Annotated in this window: 22 protein-coding genes; 9 read left to right on the top strand and 13 right to left on the bottom strand. The window is 63.1% G+C overall.

All coding sequences use genetic code 11. The features are described from left to right. Positions 1 to 6: 6 nt before the first annotated feature. From HUK72_RS21265 to HUK72_RS21235, 7 genes are read right to left on the bottom strand one after another with little or no spacing between them, the layout of a single operon-like run. Positions 7 to 2,181, bottom strand: coding sequence for a TonB-dependent receptor (locus tag HUK72_RS21265; protein WP_176598577.1), 2,175 nt, complete (start codon positions 2,179 to 2,181; stop codon positions 7 to 9). Positions 2,182 to 2,196: 15 nt separating this feature from the next. Then, the gene (locus HUK72_RS21260; protein WP_176598576.1) at positions 2,197 to 2,652 is read right to left on the bottom strand and encodes a cytochrome C; all 456 of its coding nucleotides are present in this window, start codon (positions 2,650 to 2,652) and stop codon (positions 2,197 to 2,199) included. Continuing rightward, a complete protein-coding gene (locus tag HUK72_RS21255) occupies positions 2,649 to 3,095 on the bottom strand; it encodes a cytochrome c (RefSeq protein WP_255325894.1) in 447 nt (148 codons plus the stop codon). The genes HUK72_RS21260 and HUK72_RS21255 overlap by 4 nt, the downstream gene beginning before the upstream one ends. 2 nt (positions 3,096 to 3,097) lie before the next feature. Then, entirely contained in the window at positions 3,098 to 3,643 is a 546-nt protein-coding gene (locus tag HUK72_RS21250; RefSeq protein WP_176598574.1) for a methylamine dehydrogenase light chain, read from the bottom strand. Between the two features lie 3 nt (positions 3,644 to 3,646). Further along, positions 3,647 to 4,234, bottom strand: coding sequence for a methylamine dehydrogenase (locus HUK72_RS21245; RefSeq protein WP_176598573.1), 588 nt, complete (start codon positions 4,232 to 4,234; stop codon positions 3,647 to 3,649). Further along, positions 4,234 to 4,722, bottom strand: a complete 489-nt coding sequence (locus HUK72_RS21240) for a MauE/DoxX family redox-associated membrane protein (protein ID WP_176598572.1) — start codon at positions 4,720 to 4,722, stop codon at positions 4,234 to 4,236. Before HUK72_RS21240 ends, HUK72_RS21245 begins: the two co-directional genes overlap by 1 nt. Beyond that, positions 4,722 to 5,891: an amine dehydrogenase large subunit gene (locus tag HUK72_RS21235; RefSeq protein WP_176598571.1), complete on the bottom strand. Its 1,170-nt coding sequence runs from the start codon at positions 5,889 to 5,891 to the stop codon at positions 4,722 to 4,724. The genes HUK72_RS21240 and HUK72_RS21235 overlap by 1 nt, the downstream gene beginning before the upstream one ends. Before the next feature lie 152 nt (positions 5,892 to 6,043). On the opposite strand from HUK72_RS21235, the gene HUK72_RS21230 reads away from it, so the two are divergent. Then, positions 6,044 to 6,700, top strand: a complete 657-nt coding sequence (locus HUK72_RS21230) for a TetR/AcrR family transcriptional regulator (protein ID WP_176598570.1) — start codon at positions 6,044 to 6,046, stop codon at positions 6,698 to 6,700. Positions 6,701 to 6,718: 18 nt separating this feature from the next. Here HUK72_RS21230 and HUK72_RS21225 read toward each other — a convergent pair whose 3' ends face one another. Together HUK72_RS21225 and HUK72_RS21220 are read right to left on the bottom strand one after the other, a co-directional pair. Further along, positions 6,719 to 7,144, bottom strand: a complete 426-nt coding sequence (locus HUK72_RS21225) for an acyl-CoA dehydrogenase (protein ID WP_336952538.1) — start codon at positions 7,142 to 7,144, stop codon at positions 6,719 to 6,721. 20 nt (positions 7,145 to 7,164) lie between these two features. Then, on the bottom strand, positions 7,165 to 7,392 hold the full coding sequence (locus HUK72_RS21220; protein WP_176598569.1) for a helix-turn-helix domain-containing protein: 228 nt from the start codon (positions 7,390 to 7,392) through the stop codon (positions 7,165 to 7,167). Positions 7,393 to 7,566: 174 nt separating this feature from the next. On the opposite strand from HUK72_RS21220, the gene HUK72_RS21215 reads away from it, so the two are divergent. Together HUK72_RS21215 and HUK72_RS21210 are read left to right on the top strand one after the other, a co-directional pair. Further along, the gene (locus tag HUK72_RS21215; protein ID WP_176598914.1) at positions 7,567 to 7,932 is read left to right on the top strand and encodes a helix-turn-helix transcriptional regulator; all 366 of its coding nucleotides are present in this window, start codon (positions 7,567 to 7,569) and stop codon (positions 7,930 to 7,932) included. Further along, complete coding sequence (locus HUK72_RS21210) at positions 7,910 to 8,428, top strand: SRPBCC family protein (RefSeq protein ID WP_176598568.1); 519 nt, start codon at positions 7,910 to 7,912, stop codon at positions 8,426 to 8,428. Before HUK72_RS21215 ends, HUK72_RS21210 begins: the two co-directional genes overlap by 23 nt. A gap of 67 nt (positions 8,429 to 8,495) precedes the next feature. Here HUK72_RS21210 and HUK72_RS21205 read toward each other — a convergent pair whose 3' ends face one another. After that, positions 8,496 to 9,374, bottom strand: a complete 879-nt coding sequence (locus tag HUK72_RS21205) for an OmpA family protein (protein WP_176598567.1) — start codon at positions 9,372 to 9,374, stop codon at positions 8,496 to 8,498. A gap of 678 nt (positions 9,375 to 10,052) precedes the next feature. On the opposite strand from HUK72_RS21205, the gene HUK72_RS21200 reads away from it, so the two are divergent. The 6 genes from HUK72_RS21200 to HUK72_RS21175 all read left to right on the top strand — a co-directional run bounded on the left by HUK72_RS21200 (position 10,053) and on the right by HUK72_RS21175 (position 15,248). Continuing rightward, positions 10,053 to 10,901: an SDR family NAD(P)-dependent oxidoreductase gene (locus HUK72_RS21200; RefSeq protein ID WP_176598566.1), complete on the top strand. Its 849-nt coding sequence runs from the start codon at positions 10,053 to 10,055 to the stop codon at positions 10,899 to 10,901. A gap of 226 nt (positions 10,902 to 11,127) precedes the next feature. Next, entirely contained in the window at positions 11,128 to 12,336 is a 1,209-nt protein-coding gene (locus HUK72_RS21195; protein ID WP_176598565.1) for an LL-diaminopimelate aminotransferase, read from the top strand. Positions 12,337 to 12,464: 128 nt separating this feature from the next. Then, positions 12,465 to 13,304 (top strand): TonB-dependent receptor domain-containing protein, encoded by an 840-nt coding sequence (locus tag HUK72_RS21190; protein ID WP_176598564.1) that lies wholly within the window; start codon positions 12,465 to 12,467, stop codon positions 13,302 to 13,304. Further along, positions 13,253 to 13,576, top strand: coding sequence for a TonB-dependent receptor (locus tag HUK72_RS21185; protein WP_176598563.1), 324 nt, complete (start codon positions 13,253 to 13,255; stop codon positions 13,574 to 13,576). The genes HUK72_RS21190 and HUK72_RS21185 overlap by 52 nt, the downstream gene beginning before the upstream one ends. A gap of 125 nt (positions 13,577 to 13,701) precedes the next feature. Next, positions 13,702 to 13,923 carry a hypothetical protein gene (locus HUK72_RS21180; protein ID WP_176598562.1) on the top strand — a complete coding sequence of 74 codons (222 nt, stop codon included), beginning with the start codon at positions 13,702 to 13,704 and terminating at the stop codon, positions 13,921 to 13,923. Next, positions 13,911 to 15,248 carry an MFS transporter gene (locus HUK72_RS21175; protein WP_176598561.1) on the top strand — a complete coding sequence of 446 codons (1,338 nt, stop codon included), beginning with the start codon at positions 13,911 to 13,913 and terminating at the stop codon, positions 15,246 to 15,248. The genes HUK72_RS21180 and HUK72_RS21175 overlap by 13 nt, the downstream gene beginning before the upstream one ends. Positions 15,249 to 15,266: 18 nt before the next feature. Here the strand turns inward: HUK72_RS21175 and HUK72_RS21170 are convergent, their stop codons facing one another. The 3 genes from HUK72_RS21170 to HUK72_RS21160 all read right to left on the bottom strand — a co-directional run bounded on the left by HUK72_RS21170 (position 15,267) and on the right by HUK72_RS21160 (position 18,203). Continuing rightward, positions 15,267 to 16,190 (bottom strand): Gfo/Idh/MocA family protein, encoded by a 924-nt coding sequence (locus HUK72_RS21170; protein WP_176598913.1) that lies wholly within the window; start codon positions 16,188 to 16,190, stop codon positions 15,267 to 15,269. Between the two features lie 53 nt (positions 16,191 to 16,243). Next, positions 16,244 to 16,972: a FadR/GntR family transcriptional regulator gene (locus HUK72_RS21165; RefSeq protein ID WP_176598560.1), complete on the bottom strand. Its 729-nt coding sequence runs from the start codon at positions 16,970 to 16,972 to the stop codon at positions 16,244 to 16,246. Positions 16,973 to 17,135: 163 nt separating this feature from the next. Beyond that, positions 17,136 to 18,203 carry a family 43 glycosylhydrolase gene (locus tag HUK72_RS21160; RefSeq protein ID WP_176598559.1) on the bottom strand — a complete coding sequence of 356 codons (1,068 nt, stop codon included), beginning with the start codon at positions 18,201 to 18,203 and terminating at the stop codon, positions 17,136 to 17,138. Positions 18,204 to 18,356: the final 153 nt, after the last annotated feature.

Raw genomic sequence — 18,356 nt, 5'->3', positions numbered from 1 at the left:
GCTGCTCTAGAATTTCGCGCCGACGCTCACGCCATAGCTGCGTGGATTGCCGATGTGATTATAGTCGAAACCAAAGCCCGCGAGCAGATCCACCCGCGAGGTGAAGTAGAATTTCTTGGTGAGGTTCTTCGCCCAGAGCGAGGCGTTGAACCGCCCGTCGGCGCTTTCCCAATCGATATGGCCGCTGACCAGCGCATAGCCCTTTTGGCGAAGGCGAGGGATGTTCAACACCTCAAAATATTGGCTCGACTGATAGGCGATTTCCGGATGGATCGAGATAGCGCCGAAGCCGCCCTCCACCGCCGTCCAGTCGATCCCGCCGTTCAGCGTCAGGCTCGGCGCGTTGGACAGGCGGTTGCCGCCGACATCGACGCCGCTGACCGTCCCTTGCTTGATCTTGGCCGACAGCACACCCATGCCCGCGCGCAACGTCAGCATATCGGCCGCCCGCACGGTCAATTCCGCCTCTCCGCCATAGATGCGCGACTTGGGGATGTTGAGCAAGGTCTGCGCCGCGCTCGACGGATCGACGTTGATGAACTGCTGGTTCTTATAATCATAATAGAAACCAGCCATGTTCAACGTGATGCGCCGATCCCAGAATTGCGTCTTGGCGCCGACTTCATAGGAGGTGACCTGTTCCGCCTTCGCCACCGACAGTTCCGAGGGATCGAAGAATGCCTGCGCGTTGAAGCTGGGCGCGCGATACCCCCGGCTGACGCTGACATAAAGAAGATTGCCGTCCGCCAGCTTGTAATCGACGCCGACCTTGCCGGAAAAATTATTCTTCTTGAACCGCAGGTTGGACAGGGGAATGAGCGTCTGGACCAGGCTGTTGTCGACACCCAGCGCCTGGGAGATGAAGCCGTTCTGCCGCCCCGTATCATGGGTGTAGCGCAGACCGCCGCGCAGCGTCACCGCTTCGCCAATCTTATATTTCAGGTCGGAATAGATCGCATAGCTCTTTTTCACCTGATCGAACTGATTCTGGACCTTGCAGGCGACCGGCAAGCCGTCGGCACAGTCCTGCGCGTCGATCACGCCGTCTTCATTGACGTCGACATCAGTAGCGATTTCGAAGGCCGTGCGATTGAACACTTTTTCCCGGTTGAAATAAGCGCCCAATATGAAGTCGAACGGCCCGCCAGTGTCGCTGGTGATCCGCAGATCCTGCGCGAACTGGTTCGCCTTGTCATAATAGGGGATTTCCAGCAGCCTGGTCGCCGTGCCGTCCGTATCCTCCCGGAAGAACAGCTTGCCCCGGTCATAGGAGGTGATGCTGGTCAGCGCCAGCGCATCGGTGAGGTCGAGATTGGTGGTGAGCGCCACCGACGTCGTCCGCGCCCGCCGCCGGTCGGGCACATCCGACGCGATCTGCCAGCGAGACAGGCCGGGCCGGTTGAGCGCCTCCGGCTGGGCATAGATGCCGTAATTGCGCGGATTCTGATAGCTGGTCGACGCCCGCAGCACGAAGGTCAGCCCTTCCACCGGCTCCGCCTTCACCGTGCCGCGCACCGCATATTCGCGGGTGCTGGCCAGGTCCGGCATGCCCGGCACGACATTCTTGAACCAGCCGTCCGCCCGCGCGAAAGTGCCCGCCACGCGCAGCGCCGCCTTCTCGCCCAGCGGCACGTTGACCGCGCCATTCGCTTCATAGCGGTTATAATTGCCGTAGCCGAGATTGATATAACCGCTGGTCTCGCCCAGCTTCGCCTCACGGCTGATGATGTTCACCGCGCCGCCAGTGGTGTTCTTGCCATAAAGCGTGCCCTGCGGCCCGCGCAGCACTTCGACGCGCTCCAGATCGTACATGGCGACGCCCAGAAAGGCGAAATTGCCCTTATAGACTTCGTCATAATAGGTCGCGACCGGGCTGGACTGGTTAAGGCTGTAGTCGGACATGGACACGCCGCGCAGGGCGAAGATCGGCGTATTGTCGCCCACGATCGACGTCAGTTGAAGATTGGCCACCTTGGTGACCAGACTGTCGACATTGCTGATCCGCGACTTCGCCAGACTGTCGCCACCGATCGCGGACACGGAAATCGGCACCGACTGGACATTTTCGGACCGCTTGGCGGCGGTCACCACAATATCGGCCGACGGCATTTCCTGCGCCAGCGCCGGTTGCGCCAGGGCAAGCGCGCCAAATGCCAGCGCGCGCAAAGATACTTCCCCCATGAACCTACCCTCCTATCATTGTTTTTCCTGTTCGAATGCCGCGACCAGCCGCGCCCTTGTGGCCACGCGTTCCAGCCGCAGCGGATTGCGCCGCAAAGCGCCGATTTCCGCCGCCGTATAGGGCCGGAAATCGGCTGGAACATGCTCCGCGTCGAATGTGTAAAGGGTCCAGTTCACCAGCTCCGCCAACCGCCGGTCGTCCAGATCGACGGTGGCGACGCCCGGCACCCGGCCGATAAAGGCCCGCCCGCCCGGCACCGAAAGGAAGCGGGCGACGATCCCGCTCATCGGCGGGTTGGAACGATCGTCACCGCCGCCATTCGGGCGATGGCAGCCCTGGCATTTCAATATATAATCCTGATGCGCCTGGGCCGCATTGGTCACGCCCGGCATCGGCCGCTCGCCCGCCCGCGCCGCCAGAGCGACGGCCGTCGCGGCAAAAGCGATCAGGACGAACGGCGCCAGCTTCATTTGCCGCCCGCCCCTTCATGCAGCCGGGCGACATCGGCGGCGGTCAGCGCCTTGGCCCCTGCGCGATAGCCCGCCACCTCCTTGTCGGTGAAGGCTTTGAAAGCCGGGCCAGCCTTGGCAATGGCGCCGCCGACATGGTTCAGCACCGCAGCGACCGAGGCATCGTCCAGTCCACCCTGCGCGGGCATCATGCCGCGATAGGGCTTGCCTTCGACGGAAATCGGGCCGTTCAGCCCCTTGATCACCGCCAGCGCCAGATAGCGGCGCCCGTCCGGCTTGGCGGCGAGCGCGCGGAAGTCGCTGCCCAGGGGCGGATAAGCCCCCGGCACGCCCGCGCCGGTGCGGGTATGGCAGGCGGCGCAGCGATTGTAGATGGACGCCCCGTCCTGCGCGGCGGCGGTTCCGATGCCCAGCATCAGGAGCGGGAGAATGGAGAACGCCATCCTCATTTCGGCTGTTCCAATGCCGTGCCGACGATCGCCGCGACCGAACAGTTGTAAACGCTGCTCTCCGTGCCCAGGCACCAGTTATAATCATTGTTCGACTGCGACCGGACCTGAGGCCGGTCGCCTTCATTGCGGTTGCACAGGCATTGACCGCAGGAGGATACGCCGCAGCAGTCGTTGTAACTGATGATATAAGCGCGCCCATCGGCCGGATTGGTGCAGGTGCCAATCCAGGTGATCGGGGACATTTCCGTCCCCGGCGGACAACTGTTCACCGTCCCGCCGCAGCAGGAGCAGAGGAAGCCGTCAATCGCGCAATAGCGCCAATAGTCGCAGCTTGCCTGATTGCCGGGGTCTTGCGGCGTGCCGGACGTCATTTCCGGCCGCACCGCGTCGGGATGGGTGGAGGCGCGCGCCACCGGCAGGACCGGGATCAGGGCGCTGCCCGTCATCCCGGCGCCCAGCCAGGCGAGCAGCGATCGGCGCGATGTGCTGCGGGCGACCCCGCGTGCCAGTTTCTCAGTGAATTTGTCGAATTGCGCCATGGCTCAGGCCCCCTTCCGGCGAGCGAGGAAATCCTGGATCGAGGCGACGCCATGTTCCTTGGCTTCGAACAGGCTTTCCAGATGTTCGCGGCTGTTGATGAGGCCGAGCGAGGCGACCTTGCCGCCCTCGTCCAGCAGCACCGCATAAGGCAGCTTCGCAACCCCGAAGGCGCGGCCCAGGGCTTCGGACAGGACCAGCGGCAAGCCCTCCAGCCCATGCTCCGCCGCCATGGCGCGATAGGCGGTCTTCGTCCCGTCGCCCGCGATCACCACATCGATCCAGTCCGCCTCCGCCCGCGCCGCCGAGCGCAGCACCGGCAGCAGCGACTTGCACACCGAACAGTCGGGCGAGGCGAAGAAGAGCAATTGGCTGCGCCCGTCGCGCTGGCCGCCGATGGTCAGCCGCTCATTGTCGATGGTGAGCAGTTCGAGCGGCGTCGCCCTCTCCCCGATCTTCACGCCTTGATGGAGAGTGAGCGCGCCAGCGGGCGCGATCCGTTCATGCAATATGCCGACCTGCCGGGCGAGCGCGGCGATGAGCAAAGCCTGGACAACCACCGCCGCCCAAAGCAAAATCTGTGACGTCAGCATCAGCGGTTTCTCCACGAAGGCTGGGGAATGGCGAGAAGTTCGGTGGCGGCGAGATAGAGGGCCAGCAGGCCTGCCGCGGCAAAGGGCGCGTCGAACGTGAAGGCGAAGGACGGCATGACAAGGGTCAGCAAGGCCAGCAGCGCGAGCAGCGCCGGCCGGGCAATCTGCGCCATGCCGACCGGCCGTTCCCGCGCCACCCAATCACAGCCGCAGTCGAGCGACTGGCCGCGCCGACGCCACAGCGCCACCGCATAGACCAGCCAAAGCAGCGTCGCGACCATCGCTCCGACGGGCCGCAAGGGCGGGATCAGCAGGCACAGGGCCGCCGCCGCCTCAACCACGCCCGCCAAGATCAGCAGCAGCGGCCCGACCTGCGCCCGCGCTCCAGCCAGCCGCGCCGCCACGACCGCCAGCCGCTCGCGCCCGACCGCCTTGTGCACCGCGGAAGCGCCCAGCAGCATCACCAGGAAAAGGGAAAGCGCCGCCATCACGGCACCGTGATCACGATCGGATTGGCCGCGACCGTCGCCCCCAATGTCCGCACGAAGGCGCCCGTCGCCGCGTCATGCACGTCGATCACGCCGTCCGCCCGCGCCACGATCAAATGGGGGGCGTCCTCATGCGTCACCGCAATCGCCAAGCCCTGCCCGCGCAGCTTGATGCGCGATACGCGAGCCTTCTTCACCGGATCGACGACCCAGACTTCGGTGCCGCCATCCTTGTGGCTGCCTTCCTTGCCGTTGGGACTCATCAGCACATAGAGCAGCCCCTTGGCATCAGCGCGGATCACCTGCCAGCCGCCCGGCCGCCACTCCGGCGCGCCCCCTTCCGCCTTGCCGACGCTGAACATGCCGGGCAGAGGTTTGGCCACCGTTCCCGAAAGATCGATGCCCTGGATCATGCCGTAATAGCTGACGAACCACGCCGTCCGCCCGACCATCGCGGGCGTGCCGAACAGGGGCTGTTTGTCGATGTCCTGCACCTTGGCGACGCTCTTCGACGCCGCCGCCTGCCCCTTGTCATCCAGCGTCACGCTGAAGATCGACCCATCGGCGCACAGGCTGCTGAAGCCGCGCTCGCCGGTGGGATAGATTTGGGTGCAGCCAGGCAAATCGATCTCGCTCAACAGCTTGCGATTTTCCAGATCGACCACCGTCACTGACTGGGCCGGCGTGAAATTGGCGACCAGCGCCCATTTGCCGCCATGGGTGAACTGAAAGACATTGGGATAGGTCACGGACAATTGCCGCTTACCGCCGGGCAGGACGATCTCGCCCTTGGGTTGGAGGGTCTTCATATCCCATATGGTTATCGCGTCGGTGCGCTCGCCCCGCGTCAGGCGGCTGTAGAATGTTTCCGCCGTGTAAATCTCACCCCGCTCGGGCGAGACCAGCTCATTGCCGAACTGGGCGGCCCGGACATGTCCCTTCAACGGCCGGTCCGCCGACGCCGTGTCAACCAACGCCAGCTTCCCGTCCAGGATGGAGGCGAAGTTGAGATCGTGGATTAGCACCCAGCTTTTCGGCCATATCGCGGGCAATCCCGCGACATTGGGAATCTGCTCCTCGGGCAACGGTTTGGGAAATTCCGCCGTTCCGGCGGAGACCGGCAAGGGCATGGCCGCGCATAGCAGCAGGCTGAGGCCAACTGACCGCATAGAGATCCTCTCCTGATGGCGGCTCTTGTCCGCTCGCTGCAAATATGACTAATCAGCAACAAATCTGTCAAGTGACCTAAATTTGTCGGATGACATATTTTCAAGGAACCTCTATGGTGTCGCGGAACTTTGGAAAATTTGTGGAATTTCCTATGGATATGGGTGAAGGATTTTCAGGCGAACTGGTCGTACCCGAACGGGATGGCGGCTATTCCAAGGGCAATGAGACGCGCGAACTCATATTGCGGACAGCGCTCGATATACTAATCGAGGAGGGGTATCGCGCAATGAGCATGCGCCGAGTCGCCACCGCCTGCGGCATCAAGTTCGGCAACCTCACCTATCATTATCGCAGCCGCGAGGATCTGGTCCGCGAATTGCTGGAAGCCGTCATCCGCAGCTATGAGATCGAATTCGACCAGATCATCCACGAACCGGGCGCGCCAGCCGAAAGGTTGCGGCGCATCTGCCTCTTCATCCTCGACGACATTCGCAGCAAGAAGACGACCCGCCTCTTTCCCGAACTATGGGCCTTGTCCAATCACGACGCGTTCGTGCTGGGGCGCGTGCAGGATCTCTATCAACGCGCCCGCGCCCCTTTCGCTGAGATCATCGGGGAAATGCGCCCCGACCTGCGGCCGGACGACCGCGCCGCGATCGCCCTTTTCATCTCCGCCTCGATCGAGGGGATGACCCCATTTGCCGGGTTCGAAAAGCCTTTCGAGCCGCTGATGCCCAAATTGAAGGACATCGCCATTCATTCTTTCGTTTCCCTGGTGGAAACCTATGGGCGCGACCCGAAAGGCTAGTGCAAAGCCGCCCTCGCCTCAGAAGGAGCGAGGCAACCCCAGGCCGTGGGTGGCGAGATGATTGAGCGCCAGTTCCTGCGTGATCGGCGCCAGCCGCAACATCCGCGCCTCGCGCCAGTAGCGTTCGACATCGAACTCCGTGGCGTAACCCTTGCCGCCATGGGTCTGCACGGCCTGGTCGGCCAGCTTGTAGGCGATTTCCGCGGCGAGATATTTGAGCATCGTCGCTTCGACGCCGCAGTCCTGGCCCGCGTCATACATCGCCGCCGCCTTGTCGAGCAGCAGAGCCACCACCGAATATTGGGCGAACCCTTCCGCGAGGGGGAAGGCGACCCCCTGATTGGCGCCGATGGGGCGCTGGAACACCGTGCGATCCTTGGCATATTGGACGGCGCGTTCGAGCGAGCGGCGGGCAATGCCCACGGCGGTGGCCGCGACAAGGATGCGCTCCGCATTAAGGCCCGTCAGCAGGTGACCGTGCCGACGACATAACGCGCCTCTTCAAGCGCTCTCAACAGGCTTACCAGGTTGGTCTTGGGAAGGTCCATCCTTTCCAGAAGGCGGACCAGCGGCAGGCCCCTCGGCTCGGCCGCCAGCTCCTCCAATATGTTCATCACACGCAATGGCGACCTGGGGGGCGTGAAACCCTGGCCGTCCTGATCCGCCTCTGCTCGTTCCGTACGCGTCGCCATTTTCCGTTTTATTTCCTTTTGCCGGAGCGCTTCTCAACCGGGGCGTCTTACCCGATATCAGACCATTGGTCATATCCCAACAATGGCGATGCGTTAAGCCGATAAGCGCTCCTTGCCGCAATCATGCTGGCTTGCCCTTGCGCGGAGGCGATCCTTGCGATAATAGTGAACCATATGGTTCATCTTTCCACCGCCCGCCTTGACGCCTCCTTCGCCGCTTTGTCGGATGCCACGCGACGCGGCGTCCTGGAACAGCTCGGGCGGGCGGATTCGTCGATCACGGACCTTGCCGGGAAGTTCCACATGACGCTCACCGGCATGAAGAAGCATGTCAGCATATTGGAGCAGGCCGGGTTCGTGACCACGGAGAAGGTCGGTCGCGTCAGGAACTGCAAGCTCGGCCCACGCGGACTGACCGAAGAAATGGCGTGGATGGAGAGGTATCGCCAGCTCTGGGCTTCACGCTTCGACGAGTTGGACAAGCTTGTCGGGGAACTGAAACGGAAGGAAGAAACCGATGGACGCCAAGGGACAGAGTGATCCCGTTTCGGGAAAGAACCACACGACGGTGGAACGAAAGTCCGAGCGTGAGCTGATCGTCACGCGGACCTTTGACGCCCCCGCCAAAATCCTGTTCGATGCCTGGACCAAGCCGGAATTGCTCAAACAATGGTGGGCGCCAAAGTCATTTGGGGTGTTCTTCATTTCCTGCGAGGCCGATGTTCGCGCAGGCGGCACCTACCGCTTCGTATTCGGCCACGCCGCTTCCGAACAGCCGATGGAATTTTTCGGGAAATATATTGAGGTAACGCCCTATTCCCGACTCGTCTGGACAAATGAAGAAGGCGGAGAAGGCGGAGCCATCACCACCGTGACCTTCGAGGAAAGAGGAAGCGGGACGCTGGTCGTCATGCACGACCTCCATCCCTCGAAGGAAGCTTTGGACGATGCGATCGCGTCCGGCAGCACAAGCGGCTTCAGCGAGACGTTCAAGCAACTGGACGATCTGCTTCTGACCGCAAACATGCGCGAATGACGGTCACGCTTCGCAACGGCGGATCGGACGCGAAAAGCCGGGGTGGGCGAAACCCACCCCGCGCATCTTACAGGCCGTCGACGGCCTTGCTGACCAGGATGTTCACCGCGACGCGGCGATTCTGCGCCTTGCCTTCGATGGTGTCGTTGCTCGCCAGGGGGTCCGCTTCGGCCATGCCGGTGGGCGTCAGCATGCGATAGGGCTTCCAGCCGCAGGCCTGCTGAAGATAATTGACGACGCGACCGGCCCGCTTTTCGCTCAGCACCTGGTTGAATTCATCGCCGCCCGTGGAATCGGTGTAACCCACGACGAGCAGCAGGGCATTAGGCATTCCATCGGCAGCGGTCGCCGCCGCGCAGAGGTCGTTCTTCGCCTGTTCGGACAACACCGCCTTGCCCGTGTCGAAATTCACGTTCGTCGTGCTCTTGACATTATATTGGTCGATCTCGCCCATGCGGCCGCGCAGCGCCTGGGTTGCCGCCGTCTGTTCGGCAAAGCCCTGCTCCGTGCCGTTGTGGATCATCGACGCGGTCTTGAGATCCTTGTTCTGCAGGTTGATCTGGCTCGCCACCAGGCCCTCGCCCGATTGCAGGGTCTTGACCGTCACCGGCAGGCCATTGAGCAGCGAGGTCGCGGCGAGCCTGCTGCGGTTGAGGCCGAAAAAGCCCTTGCTGGCGCTGATCTTGGTGGCGTCGTTGATGACGATGACGGATTTGGTGCCGTCGGCGGCCGTGACCTGCATCTTGTCGCCGCTGCGGGCGGAAATAATGCCCTTGATCTCCGGCCCCACCGTCTTCTCGGCGGGCAGATAGGCGGTTGCCGAGACGTCGGCGGAGGGCGGCGGCGGGGGCGCGTCCTGGGTCTGCGCGGCGACGCTGCCCGACGATGCCCCGGCAAGCAGGGCGAGCAACAGGAGAAATTTCGGGCTCTTGGAATTGACACTCATCACGCTACTCCTTCAAATTCGATCAGTCGGGCCTGCGTGACCGCAGCTTTTCGTCCGACTGCCGTTCGCGTAATGGCGTATTCGGCTGTCAGAACCCCCTCCATTTACCTTCATAAGAACTGCGGCATGGCGCCGCGGGTGAGCGCCATCAATATTCTGCCTGTTGAGATTAACCTTTCTGCTACATGAACAGGGGGAGTGCCCCTTGTGATTGTGAAGGCAATTGGAGCATATCGTGCGACGAACCGATGCAGGATGCGTCGCGCAACTCAAGTCCATGTCCGCTGGATTTGCCCAATAGATGGGGAAGGCATCGTCCCAATAAATAGCCATTTGTTCCAAAAATCGGAAGGACAAGCCCATGGGCGACATTCAACGATCCGCCTTTTATCCTTCCTAAACATTCATTTGGCGGAGTCTTCGCCTCTGCTTTCGCCGCGCTTTGCCCGGTCGGGAATGACGGGGATGGGCGCGAAGCCGGACAGGCGGCGCCTCTTTCCGCCGTCGCGCAGTGCCGATTCTCTGCGCTTGATTCGCTCGGGCGCCTTGTGGAAATCTCCATCCTGCGCGCTATGATGCGGTAGATAGGGCAGAAATATCTGCCGTTGGCGTCCCGTCATTTGTCGGCACCGCTGCCCTGACCGCCAAAAAGAGCCGATCACAAAAAGGACAGAGTTCATGACAATCGATCTTCCCGCCGCGCTGTCCCCAGCGTCCGTCGCCGTCGTGACCGGCGCTGCCAGCGGCATCGGCTTTGCGGTCGCTTCCCGGCTTCTCGGCCTTGGCATGAAGGTCGCGTTGGCTGATCTTGCCGGCGAGCGGCTGGAGATGGCGAGCCGGACGCTCTCCGAACTGGGCGACGTGCTGCCTGTGCCGACCGATGTCTCCTCTCGCGCGGATGTGGAGCGGCTGCGGGACGCTGTCGTCGCGCAATGGGGTTCCGTGTCGCTGCTGATGAACAACGCGGCGACCGGCCGAAACCCAGGCAAGCCATGGGAAAATGCCGACGGTTGGGGCGATCTTCTCAGCACCAATCTGATGAGCGTGCTGTACGGCGTGCAGACGTTCGTCCCGGCCATGCTGGCGGGGGACGGACCGGGGATCGTCATCAATACCGGTTCCAAGCAGGGGATCACGAGTCCGCCCGGCAATCCCGCCTATAATCTGTCCAAGGCCGGCGTTCGCAACTTCACGGAATCCCTGGCGCATGAGTTGCGCATGGCGACAGGCGGCCGGGTCTCCGCTTATCTGCTGATTCCGGGTTTCACCTACACAGGCATAACCAGTCGGGGGGAAAAGCCGGCAGCCGCCTGGACGGCTGAACAAGTGGCTGACTTCATGCTGGAAAGCCTTCGCCGCGGCGACTTCTATATGCTGTGTCCCGACAATGACGTTGACCGGGCCACCGATGAGAAGCGGATGCTCTGGGCCATGGACGACATCATCGCCAACCGCCCTGCGCTCTCGCGCTGGCATCCCGATTACAAGGTGGCCTTTGAGGCGTTCATGTCGGCGCGGGAGAACTGACCGGCTGGCTGCAGGGGGAGGTTGGGCACTCGCCTGGTCGGTGGGGCCGGGTCAGCCTAAAATTTGGGAGGCCGAGCATCGACAATAGTGGACCCGGCCGAAAGCATGGTCGGTTTCGCGGCTTTCACTGGCGTGTCGCAATTGGGCGGGTTATAGCCTGGATGTGACAAGCTGAATGCGTGTTGCGCACTATTCCTTACCGCGAGCTTTCAGGAAAGCCCCAAAAATGTCCGAAGAATTCTACCGCATGAAGCGTCTGCCGCCCTATGTCATCGCTGAAGTGAACGCGATGCGGGCCGCCGCGCGCGCCGCGGGAGAGGACATTATTGACCTCGGCATGGGCAATCCCGACCTGCCGCCGCCCGACCATGTCATCGCCAAGCTGTGCGAAGTCGCGCAAAAGCCAAGCGCGCACGGCTATTCCCAGTCGATGGGCATTCCCGGACTGCGCAAGGCGCAGGCCAATTATTATGGCCGCCGCTTCGGCGTCGATCTGGACCCGGAGACCGAGGTGGTCGTGACCATGGGGTCGAAGGAGGGTCTCGCCAGCCTCGCCACCGCGATCACCGCGCCGGGCGACGTCGTGCTGGCGCCCAATCCCAGCTATCCGATCCACATGTTCGGCTTCATCATCGCGGGGGCGACCATCCGCTCCGTGCCGACGACGCCGGACGAACATTATTGGCAGTCGCTGGAGCGGGCGATGGCCTTCACCGTGCCGCGCCCCTCGATCCTGGTGGTCGGCTATCCCAGCAACCCGACCGCCGAGACGGTGGACCTCGCTTTCTATGAGCGGCTGGTCGCCTGGGCGAAGGAGAACAAGGTCTGGGTGCTGTCCGACCTTGCCTATTCCGAGCTTTATTATGACGGCAATCCGACGCCCTCCATCCTCCAGGTGCCCGGCGCCAAGGATGTGGCGGTGGAATTCACCTCGCTCAGCAAGACCTATTCGATGGCGGGCTGGCGCATCGGCTTTGCGGTCGGCAACAAGCAGTTGATCGCGGCCCTGAAGCGGGTAAAGTCCTATCTCGATTATGGCGCGTTCACGCCGATCCAGGCGGCGGCCTGCGCGGCGCTCAACGGACCGCAGGACATCGTGCAGAAGAACCGCGAGCTTTACCACAAGCGACGCGACGTGATGGTGGAGGCCTTTGGCCGCGCCGGGTGGGACATTCCCGCGCCCAAGGCGTCGATGTTCGCCTGGGCGCCGCTGCCGCCTGCGCTCAAGGAGATGGGGAGCCTGGAATTCTCCAAGCAGCTCCTGACCCATGCCAAGGTCGCGGTCGCGCCGGGCGTCGGCTATGGCGAGGATGGCGAGGGCTTTGTCCGCATCGCCATGGTGGAGAATGAGCAGCGGCTCCGCCAAGCCGCCCGCAACGTCAAGCAATATCTCAAGTCCATGGGCGTCAATACGCCCGCCAAGGGCGCTGCCTGAGGAATATAGGATTGTGCTCCTGCAAAGGCAGCATATCCAAAAGGCATCCTGCATATCCAATCATCATCCACAATGATGTTTCTCAGATTTTCCTTATATAACATATAGATATCGCCACTCCTTCTTGTATGAACACGAAGAATTATGCGGCGTTCGTGGACCTCAATTACGATCTCGGTCCGCTGACCCTTATCGCGGGCGCGCGTCTTTCCCATGAAAAGAGCCGCGGCACGTTCGAGCGCGGGTTGCCGCGCGACGGCGCCCCGGCGGAGGGCGGGCCGGATATGAGCCTCTTCCTTCCCGGCTCGGCCATCGCCGGCTATACGCCACTGTCTGTCGCCTCGTCCGTGAAATATGACCATTTCTCCTGGCGGGCGGGCGCGCAATATCATGTCGCGCCCGACATCATGATCTACGCCACCGCATACCGCGCCTATAAGGGGCCGGGCTTCAATTTCGCCGCCGATCTGACGCCCGCGGTCTTCGCCCAGACCCAATCGATCGTGGACCCGGAGATCGCGCATTCCTACGAAGTCGGACTGCGCACGCAATTCTTCGATCGCCAGGTGACATTCAACGTCACCGGCTATTATGCGCCGTACAAGGATTTCCAGATCACGGCCGCGCTTCCGGGCACTGGCGGCAACGGCCTGACCTACACGATCATCAATGCCGGCGGCATCCATGCCAAGGGAATTGAGACCGAGTTCGCCTTCAATCCCCGTGGGGCATTGGGCGGCTTTTCGATCAGCGGCGACCTCACATGGAACGACACCAAATATTCCGACTTCACGAACGCCCCATGCTATGCCCTGCAACCGCGCAGCGCGACGCCCGGCGTCTGCGCGGCGCCGTCAATGGGATCGACCGCGTCCGTCCAGTCGGTCAACGGCTTCCGCACGGTCGGCAATCCGGAATGGAAGACAACAGCTTCATCGCCTATGATATGGCCGTCACCCCGTCGCTGAATGCCTTCGCGCAAGCCCATCTCTATTATCAATCCGCCGCGCAATATGGCGTCGGCGTGAATCCCGCGACGCGCGCGCCCGGATATAAGACGGTCGACCTCACCCTGGGCATAAGGGCGGCGGACAATCAATGGAAGCTGAGCGTGATCGGCAAGAATATCTTCGACAAACGCTACGTCACGCGCATCGTGACCAACAATCCGGGACTCATGCAGGTCGTGCCTTATGAAGCATTGTCGTCGTGGGGCGTCGCGCTGGATGTCCGTTTCTGATGCAAGGATCGCGGACGATGGCGGGCATGCCGCTATCGTCCGTCCAGCGGTGCTGGGAATGAAGGGGGCACCGGCGTGCAAGTCATGAGCAGTGAAACGGTCGCCAGCCTGCCCATCCCCGGCCGATGGACGAGCGGGGCGACCGGCCCGACAGTCCCTATGCCTGGTACGTCCTGTTCGTGCTGATCGTCATGTACATGTTCAACGCGCTGGACCGCACGATCCTCTCGATCCTCGCGGAGGATCTGAAACGCGCCTTCCAGCTTTCCGACAGCCAGCTCGGATTTCTGCACGGAACCGCCTTCGGGGTGTCTACGCCCTTTTCGGCTATCCCATGGGCCGCCTGATGGATCGCTGGCGGCGGACGCATCTGCTCGCGATCGGCCTCGCGCTCTGGTCGGCCGCGACGGTTGCGTGCGGCCTGTCCTCCTCCCTCTTCCAGTTGGTGGCGGCACGGATGAGCGTCGGCATTGGCGAGGCGACGGCCAGCCCGGCGGGCTTTTCGCTCACGTCCGACTGGTTCACCAAGGGCAAAAGGGCGACCGCGCTCGGCCTTTTCATCGGTGGCCTCTATTTCGGCATGGGCCTGGCGCTCGCCGTGGGCGGCAGTTTGGCCCTGCATTGGGACCAGGCCTTTCCAGCCGATCCGCCATTCGGACTTGCGGGCTGGCAGGCCGCGTTCCTGGCGGTGGGATTACCGGGCATTCTTCTTGCCTTCTGGGTGGCCACCTTGCGGGAGCCGCGGCGCGGCCTGAGCGACGGCGTCTCGCGCCCCGGCGAAACGCGGATCTGGGGACGGTTTCTGAGCGACGTCGCGAGTGTCGTTCCTCCCCTTACGGTCGTGCAGGCGGCATGCGCCGGCCCGGGTTCGCTCCTGGCGAATCTGGCGGTGGCGGCGCTGACGGGGGCGGCGGCATGGGCCATGATCCGGCTGACCGGCGACATACTCCAATGGGCGATCCTGGGGATCGGCTATTATGCGGCCTTCTCTTCCGCGCAATCGATGCGGCACCGGGACCGGCCCACCTTCGCCCTGACCTGGGGCACGCCGACCTTCGTGCTGGCGATGCTGGGCTTTGGAAGCGTGTCGATGATCAATCTGATCATCGGTTTCTGGGCGGCGCCCCTCTCACTTCGCAGCTTCCCCATCGACAAGGGCACGACGGGCATGATCCTGGGCGTCACCACCGCCGTCAGCGGCGTGCTGGGCGTCATCATGGGCGGGCGCTTTTCCGATCTTCTGCTCAAATATAGTCCCTTGGGACGCATCTGGGTCGGCCTGGCGGCGACCCTGCTGCCCGTGCCCTTCATCGTCATCATGCGCAGCACCCACACCCCTTGGATATTCTATTGCGCGAATGCGCCGGTCGCGTTCCTTGGCAATTTGTGGCTCACCGCGGGGGCCGCCACGATCCAGGAACTCGTCTTGCCGCGCATGCGCGGGACGGCGACGACGACCTATTTTCTGGCGTCGACGATGATCGGTTCCGGGCTGGGGCCTTATTTCGTGGGCAAAATATCCGTGCTGACCGGCAATCTCGCGACAGGCATCCTGTGCAGCCTGGCGGTGGTTCCGTTCGCCTTCGCCGCGCTATGGGCCTGCGGCAAGGGTTTGGAACGGGCGGAACTCAGCAAGTGGAACAGGGCGCATGCAGCGGGAGAGCCAAGCTGACGGACGGATACGCCCACCCTAAAAGGCAAAAGGCGCGGTGATCCGCCGCTCCGCGATCAGGAAAGCGTCGGATACCAGGCGAAGCGGACGCACATCCACATCGCTTTTCCGCGCCTGGATCAACGCCGCGAAGCGCGCATAGAGGCGCGGATATTCCCGATCCGGCTCGGTTCGCTCCCGCTCGCCGGGAAGGTGCAGGACGCTGCCACCCATGGCGAGGCGCAGAGTGCCCCTGTCGGTGTCGACCTCTATCGACCAGCTCTGCGCACCGGTCTGAAGAAAGTCGAACCCGGCGCGCACCTGGGCCTCGCCGCAGCGCATCGCAAGATCGGCGGCAATGGGCGACATGCGCCCCGCCGGCACGTCCAGCCTGGCATGCTCAAGCAGCAGTTCGTGGGGCAGTATCTCCGTCGCGATCGACAGGGCGTTGATGCCGGGATCGAAGACGCCGAAGCCGCCGGGGCCGAGAATCCACTCCTGGCCGGGATGCCAGCGGCGTATATCTTCCCGCCAATCTATGCGGACGGCCAGGATGCGCTTGTCCGCGAGCCATGCACGCGCCGGAGCCACGCCTGCCGCCTCGCGGGAGTGCCATGCGGCGAATAGCGTCACCTCCGCCTTGCGCGCCGCCCGCACCAGCGCTTCGGCGTGCGAGAGCGTCACCGCCGGCGGCTTTTCCAGCATGACGTGCAGCCCGGCCTCGATCGCGGCCAGAGCCTGCTCATACCGCCCGTCCGGCGGCGTGCACAGCGAAACCGCGTCAAGCCGGCAAGCCTCCATCATCGCACCAATGTCATGATAGCCGTCCACCCCCTCGACCCGGCCCTGATGGCTGGCGGTCGCGGCGAGGAGAAAGCGATCGTCGGCGGCGATGGCGGGCAGATGCTGGTCGCTGGCGATCTTGCCGACGCCCACGAGACCCAATCGGACAGGCTCCACGATAAATCCTCTTATATTTGCGGGCGCCGCGACCGACCGGACCGGGCAACCTGACCCTAGGGTAGCCGATCCTCGATGAGCAGGAGCACGTCACCGATGATCCGTCGCATCGCTATCCGCGCCCCGTCGGGATCGCGCGAGACGATGGCGTCGCGCACCTTGGCATGCTCGACGACGTCGGCGGTGCGGCCCTTGATGCGGTTGGTGAAGCGGATCGAAGTGCGCAGCGCGGTGCTCACCACGTCGCGAAGCTGGATATAGAAGGGATTTTTCGAGGCGCGCAGGACGGCGACATGGAAGGCGATGTCCGCCTCCAGCGGGTCGTCGAGGCCGTTTTCAGCCGCCTGCATGCGCTGAAGCCCCTCGTCGATGCGTTTGATGTCTTCCTCTCCCGCCACACGCGCGGCGAGGGCTGCGGCCTCCGGCTCGACCGCCACGCGCAGCTCGTTGAACTGGCGCAGCAGGTCCACCGAAAGCTGGCGTTCCAGCATCCAGCGCAGCACGTCGGTGTCGAACAAATTCCAGGAGGAGGTCGGCTGCACCGTCGTGCCCTGTCGCGGGCGGGCGCTCAACAGGCCCTTGGCGGTGAGCATCTTGACCGCTTCCCGCGTGACGGAGCGGCTGACGCCATGCTGCTTGGCAAGCTCCGCCTCGGTGGGGAAGACGACATTGTCGAACCGGCCGGTGACGATGGCGCGGCCGATGCTGTCGAGCAGACCGTAGGTCAGATTGCGGCCAAGCTGCGCCGCCGGTTCGTCGACGATGAGATGAGATGCCCCTGTCAAGATGCTGTCCTTATCCGCTCCGTTTTCCGGCAACCTATGGTAATGCCCGCTCCGGCGCAGACAAGGTTCTTTCATATGATAAGTCGATTCATATGATAATTCGGACAGGCTTGCCGTGACCAGAGGCTGCGTCAAGCCTTTCGCGTCCGTCGGCCGTCACTTCTCACTTGTTCGGAAACGCCTTCACCAGCGCGTCATATTGCGCCTTGCTGATCTCGACCATGGAGCCGTGGCGCAGCCCGGCCGGCATCTCGAAGCGATTCCATTCCGGCACGCCCGAATTGCCCGAAACCTGGAACCACGGCCCCGTCAGGCGCGGCGCCTTGGACAAGCCATAGCTCGTCCCCGCATATTGTTCATAGTACATCAGCCAATCCTCGCCGTTCGGCGCGCGGATCACGGTCGGCGCCTCGCGGAAATTGGGGCTGACCGGCGGTCCCGGCAGCGGATAGGGGCCGAGCAGATCCTTGGCGCAGGAAATGCGCACCGTCTTGCCGGTGGTCCAATTGTAGCTGGGATAGCGCTCATCCTTCACGATCGCGCAATAGGCACTGCCGTCCGCCTCTGGCCGGATGAAGGTGTCGATCGTCGCCATGTCCCAGTCGAACAGCCGGCGCGGCGGCTTCGCGAAGCGCTTGAGATCGGGCGAGAGGACATAGAGCGTGCGCTGGCTGGCCCAATAGCGCTCCGGGTCTTCGGGAACGCCGGGGACGGTGGCGGTGTGCCAGCTCAGCAGGAACTGGCCCGACGGCTTGTCGAAGAACAGCTTGGGCGCGCCGATCCGCTGCATGGCGTGCGGCAGGCCGGGGATGTTCGACAGGTCGGGGCGGTAGGTGCCATAGGGTTTCCAGCCAACGAGATCGTCGGAGACCCAGAATCGGATATAGGGGTCTTCGTCGCTCTTGTTGCCGACCAGATAATAGCGCCCGTCGCCCCCGCGCGCGATCGACGCGTGGCCGTGATAATCCTCCGACACCGGCCTGCCGCCGTTGATCTGCTGCCAGTGCAGCCCGTCGCGGCTGACCGAATAATAGAGCACGCCATAGCGCTCCTTGGTCATGTGGGCGAAGAGATAGGCCTTGTCCGGATCGACATAGGGCGTCTCCGGCGCGCCGGGCACGACTTCGGCGCGCGCCGGTTGCGACTGCGCCGCGGCGGGAACCTGCACCAGCGAAAGCGTGATGGCGGCCGATGCCGCAGCGAACGCGAGAAGCGATTTGCCCCGAGCCAATTTCCGTCTCCCATAAATTGTTCGGCGGGAGATAGACCGCTGCGAAGGTGCATTGTCAAGATTGATATTATAAATATGCGTTTTATGAAGACAGGATCGGCGGACCCGGATTGCGATTCGGGCCAAGTGGCTGGCATGTTCCACTGACGTCGG

Origin of the sequence: Sphingobium sp. 15-1 (assembly GCF_013375535.1) — a bacterium.
GTDB lineage: Bacteria > Pseudomonadota > Alphaproteobacteria > Sphingomonadales > Sphingomonadaceae > Sphingobium > Sphingobium aromaticivastans.
The sequence above is the reverse complement of the archived record's forward strand: the minus strand, read 5'-3'. Positions and strand labels throughout refer to the sequence as shown.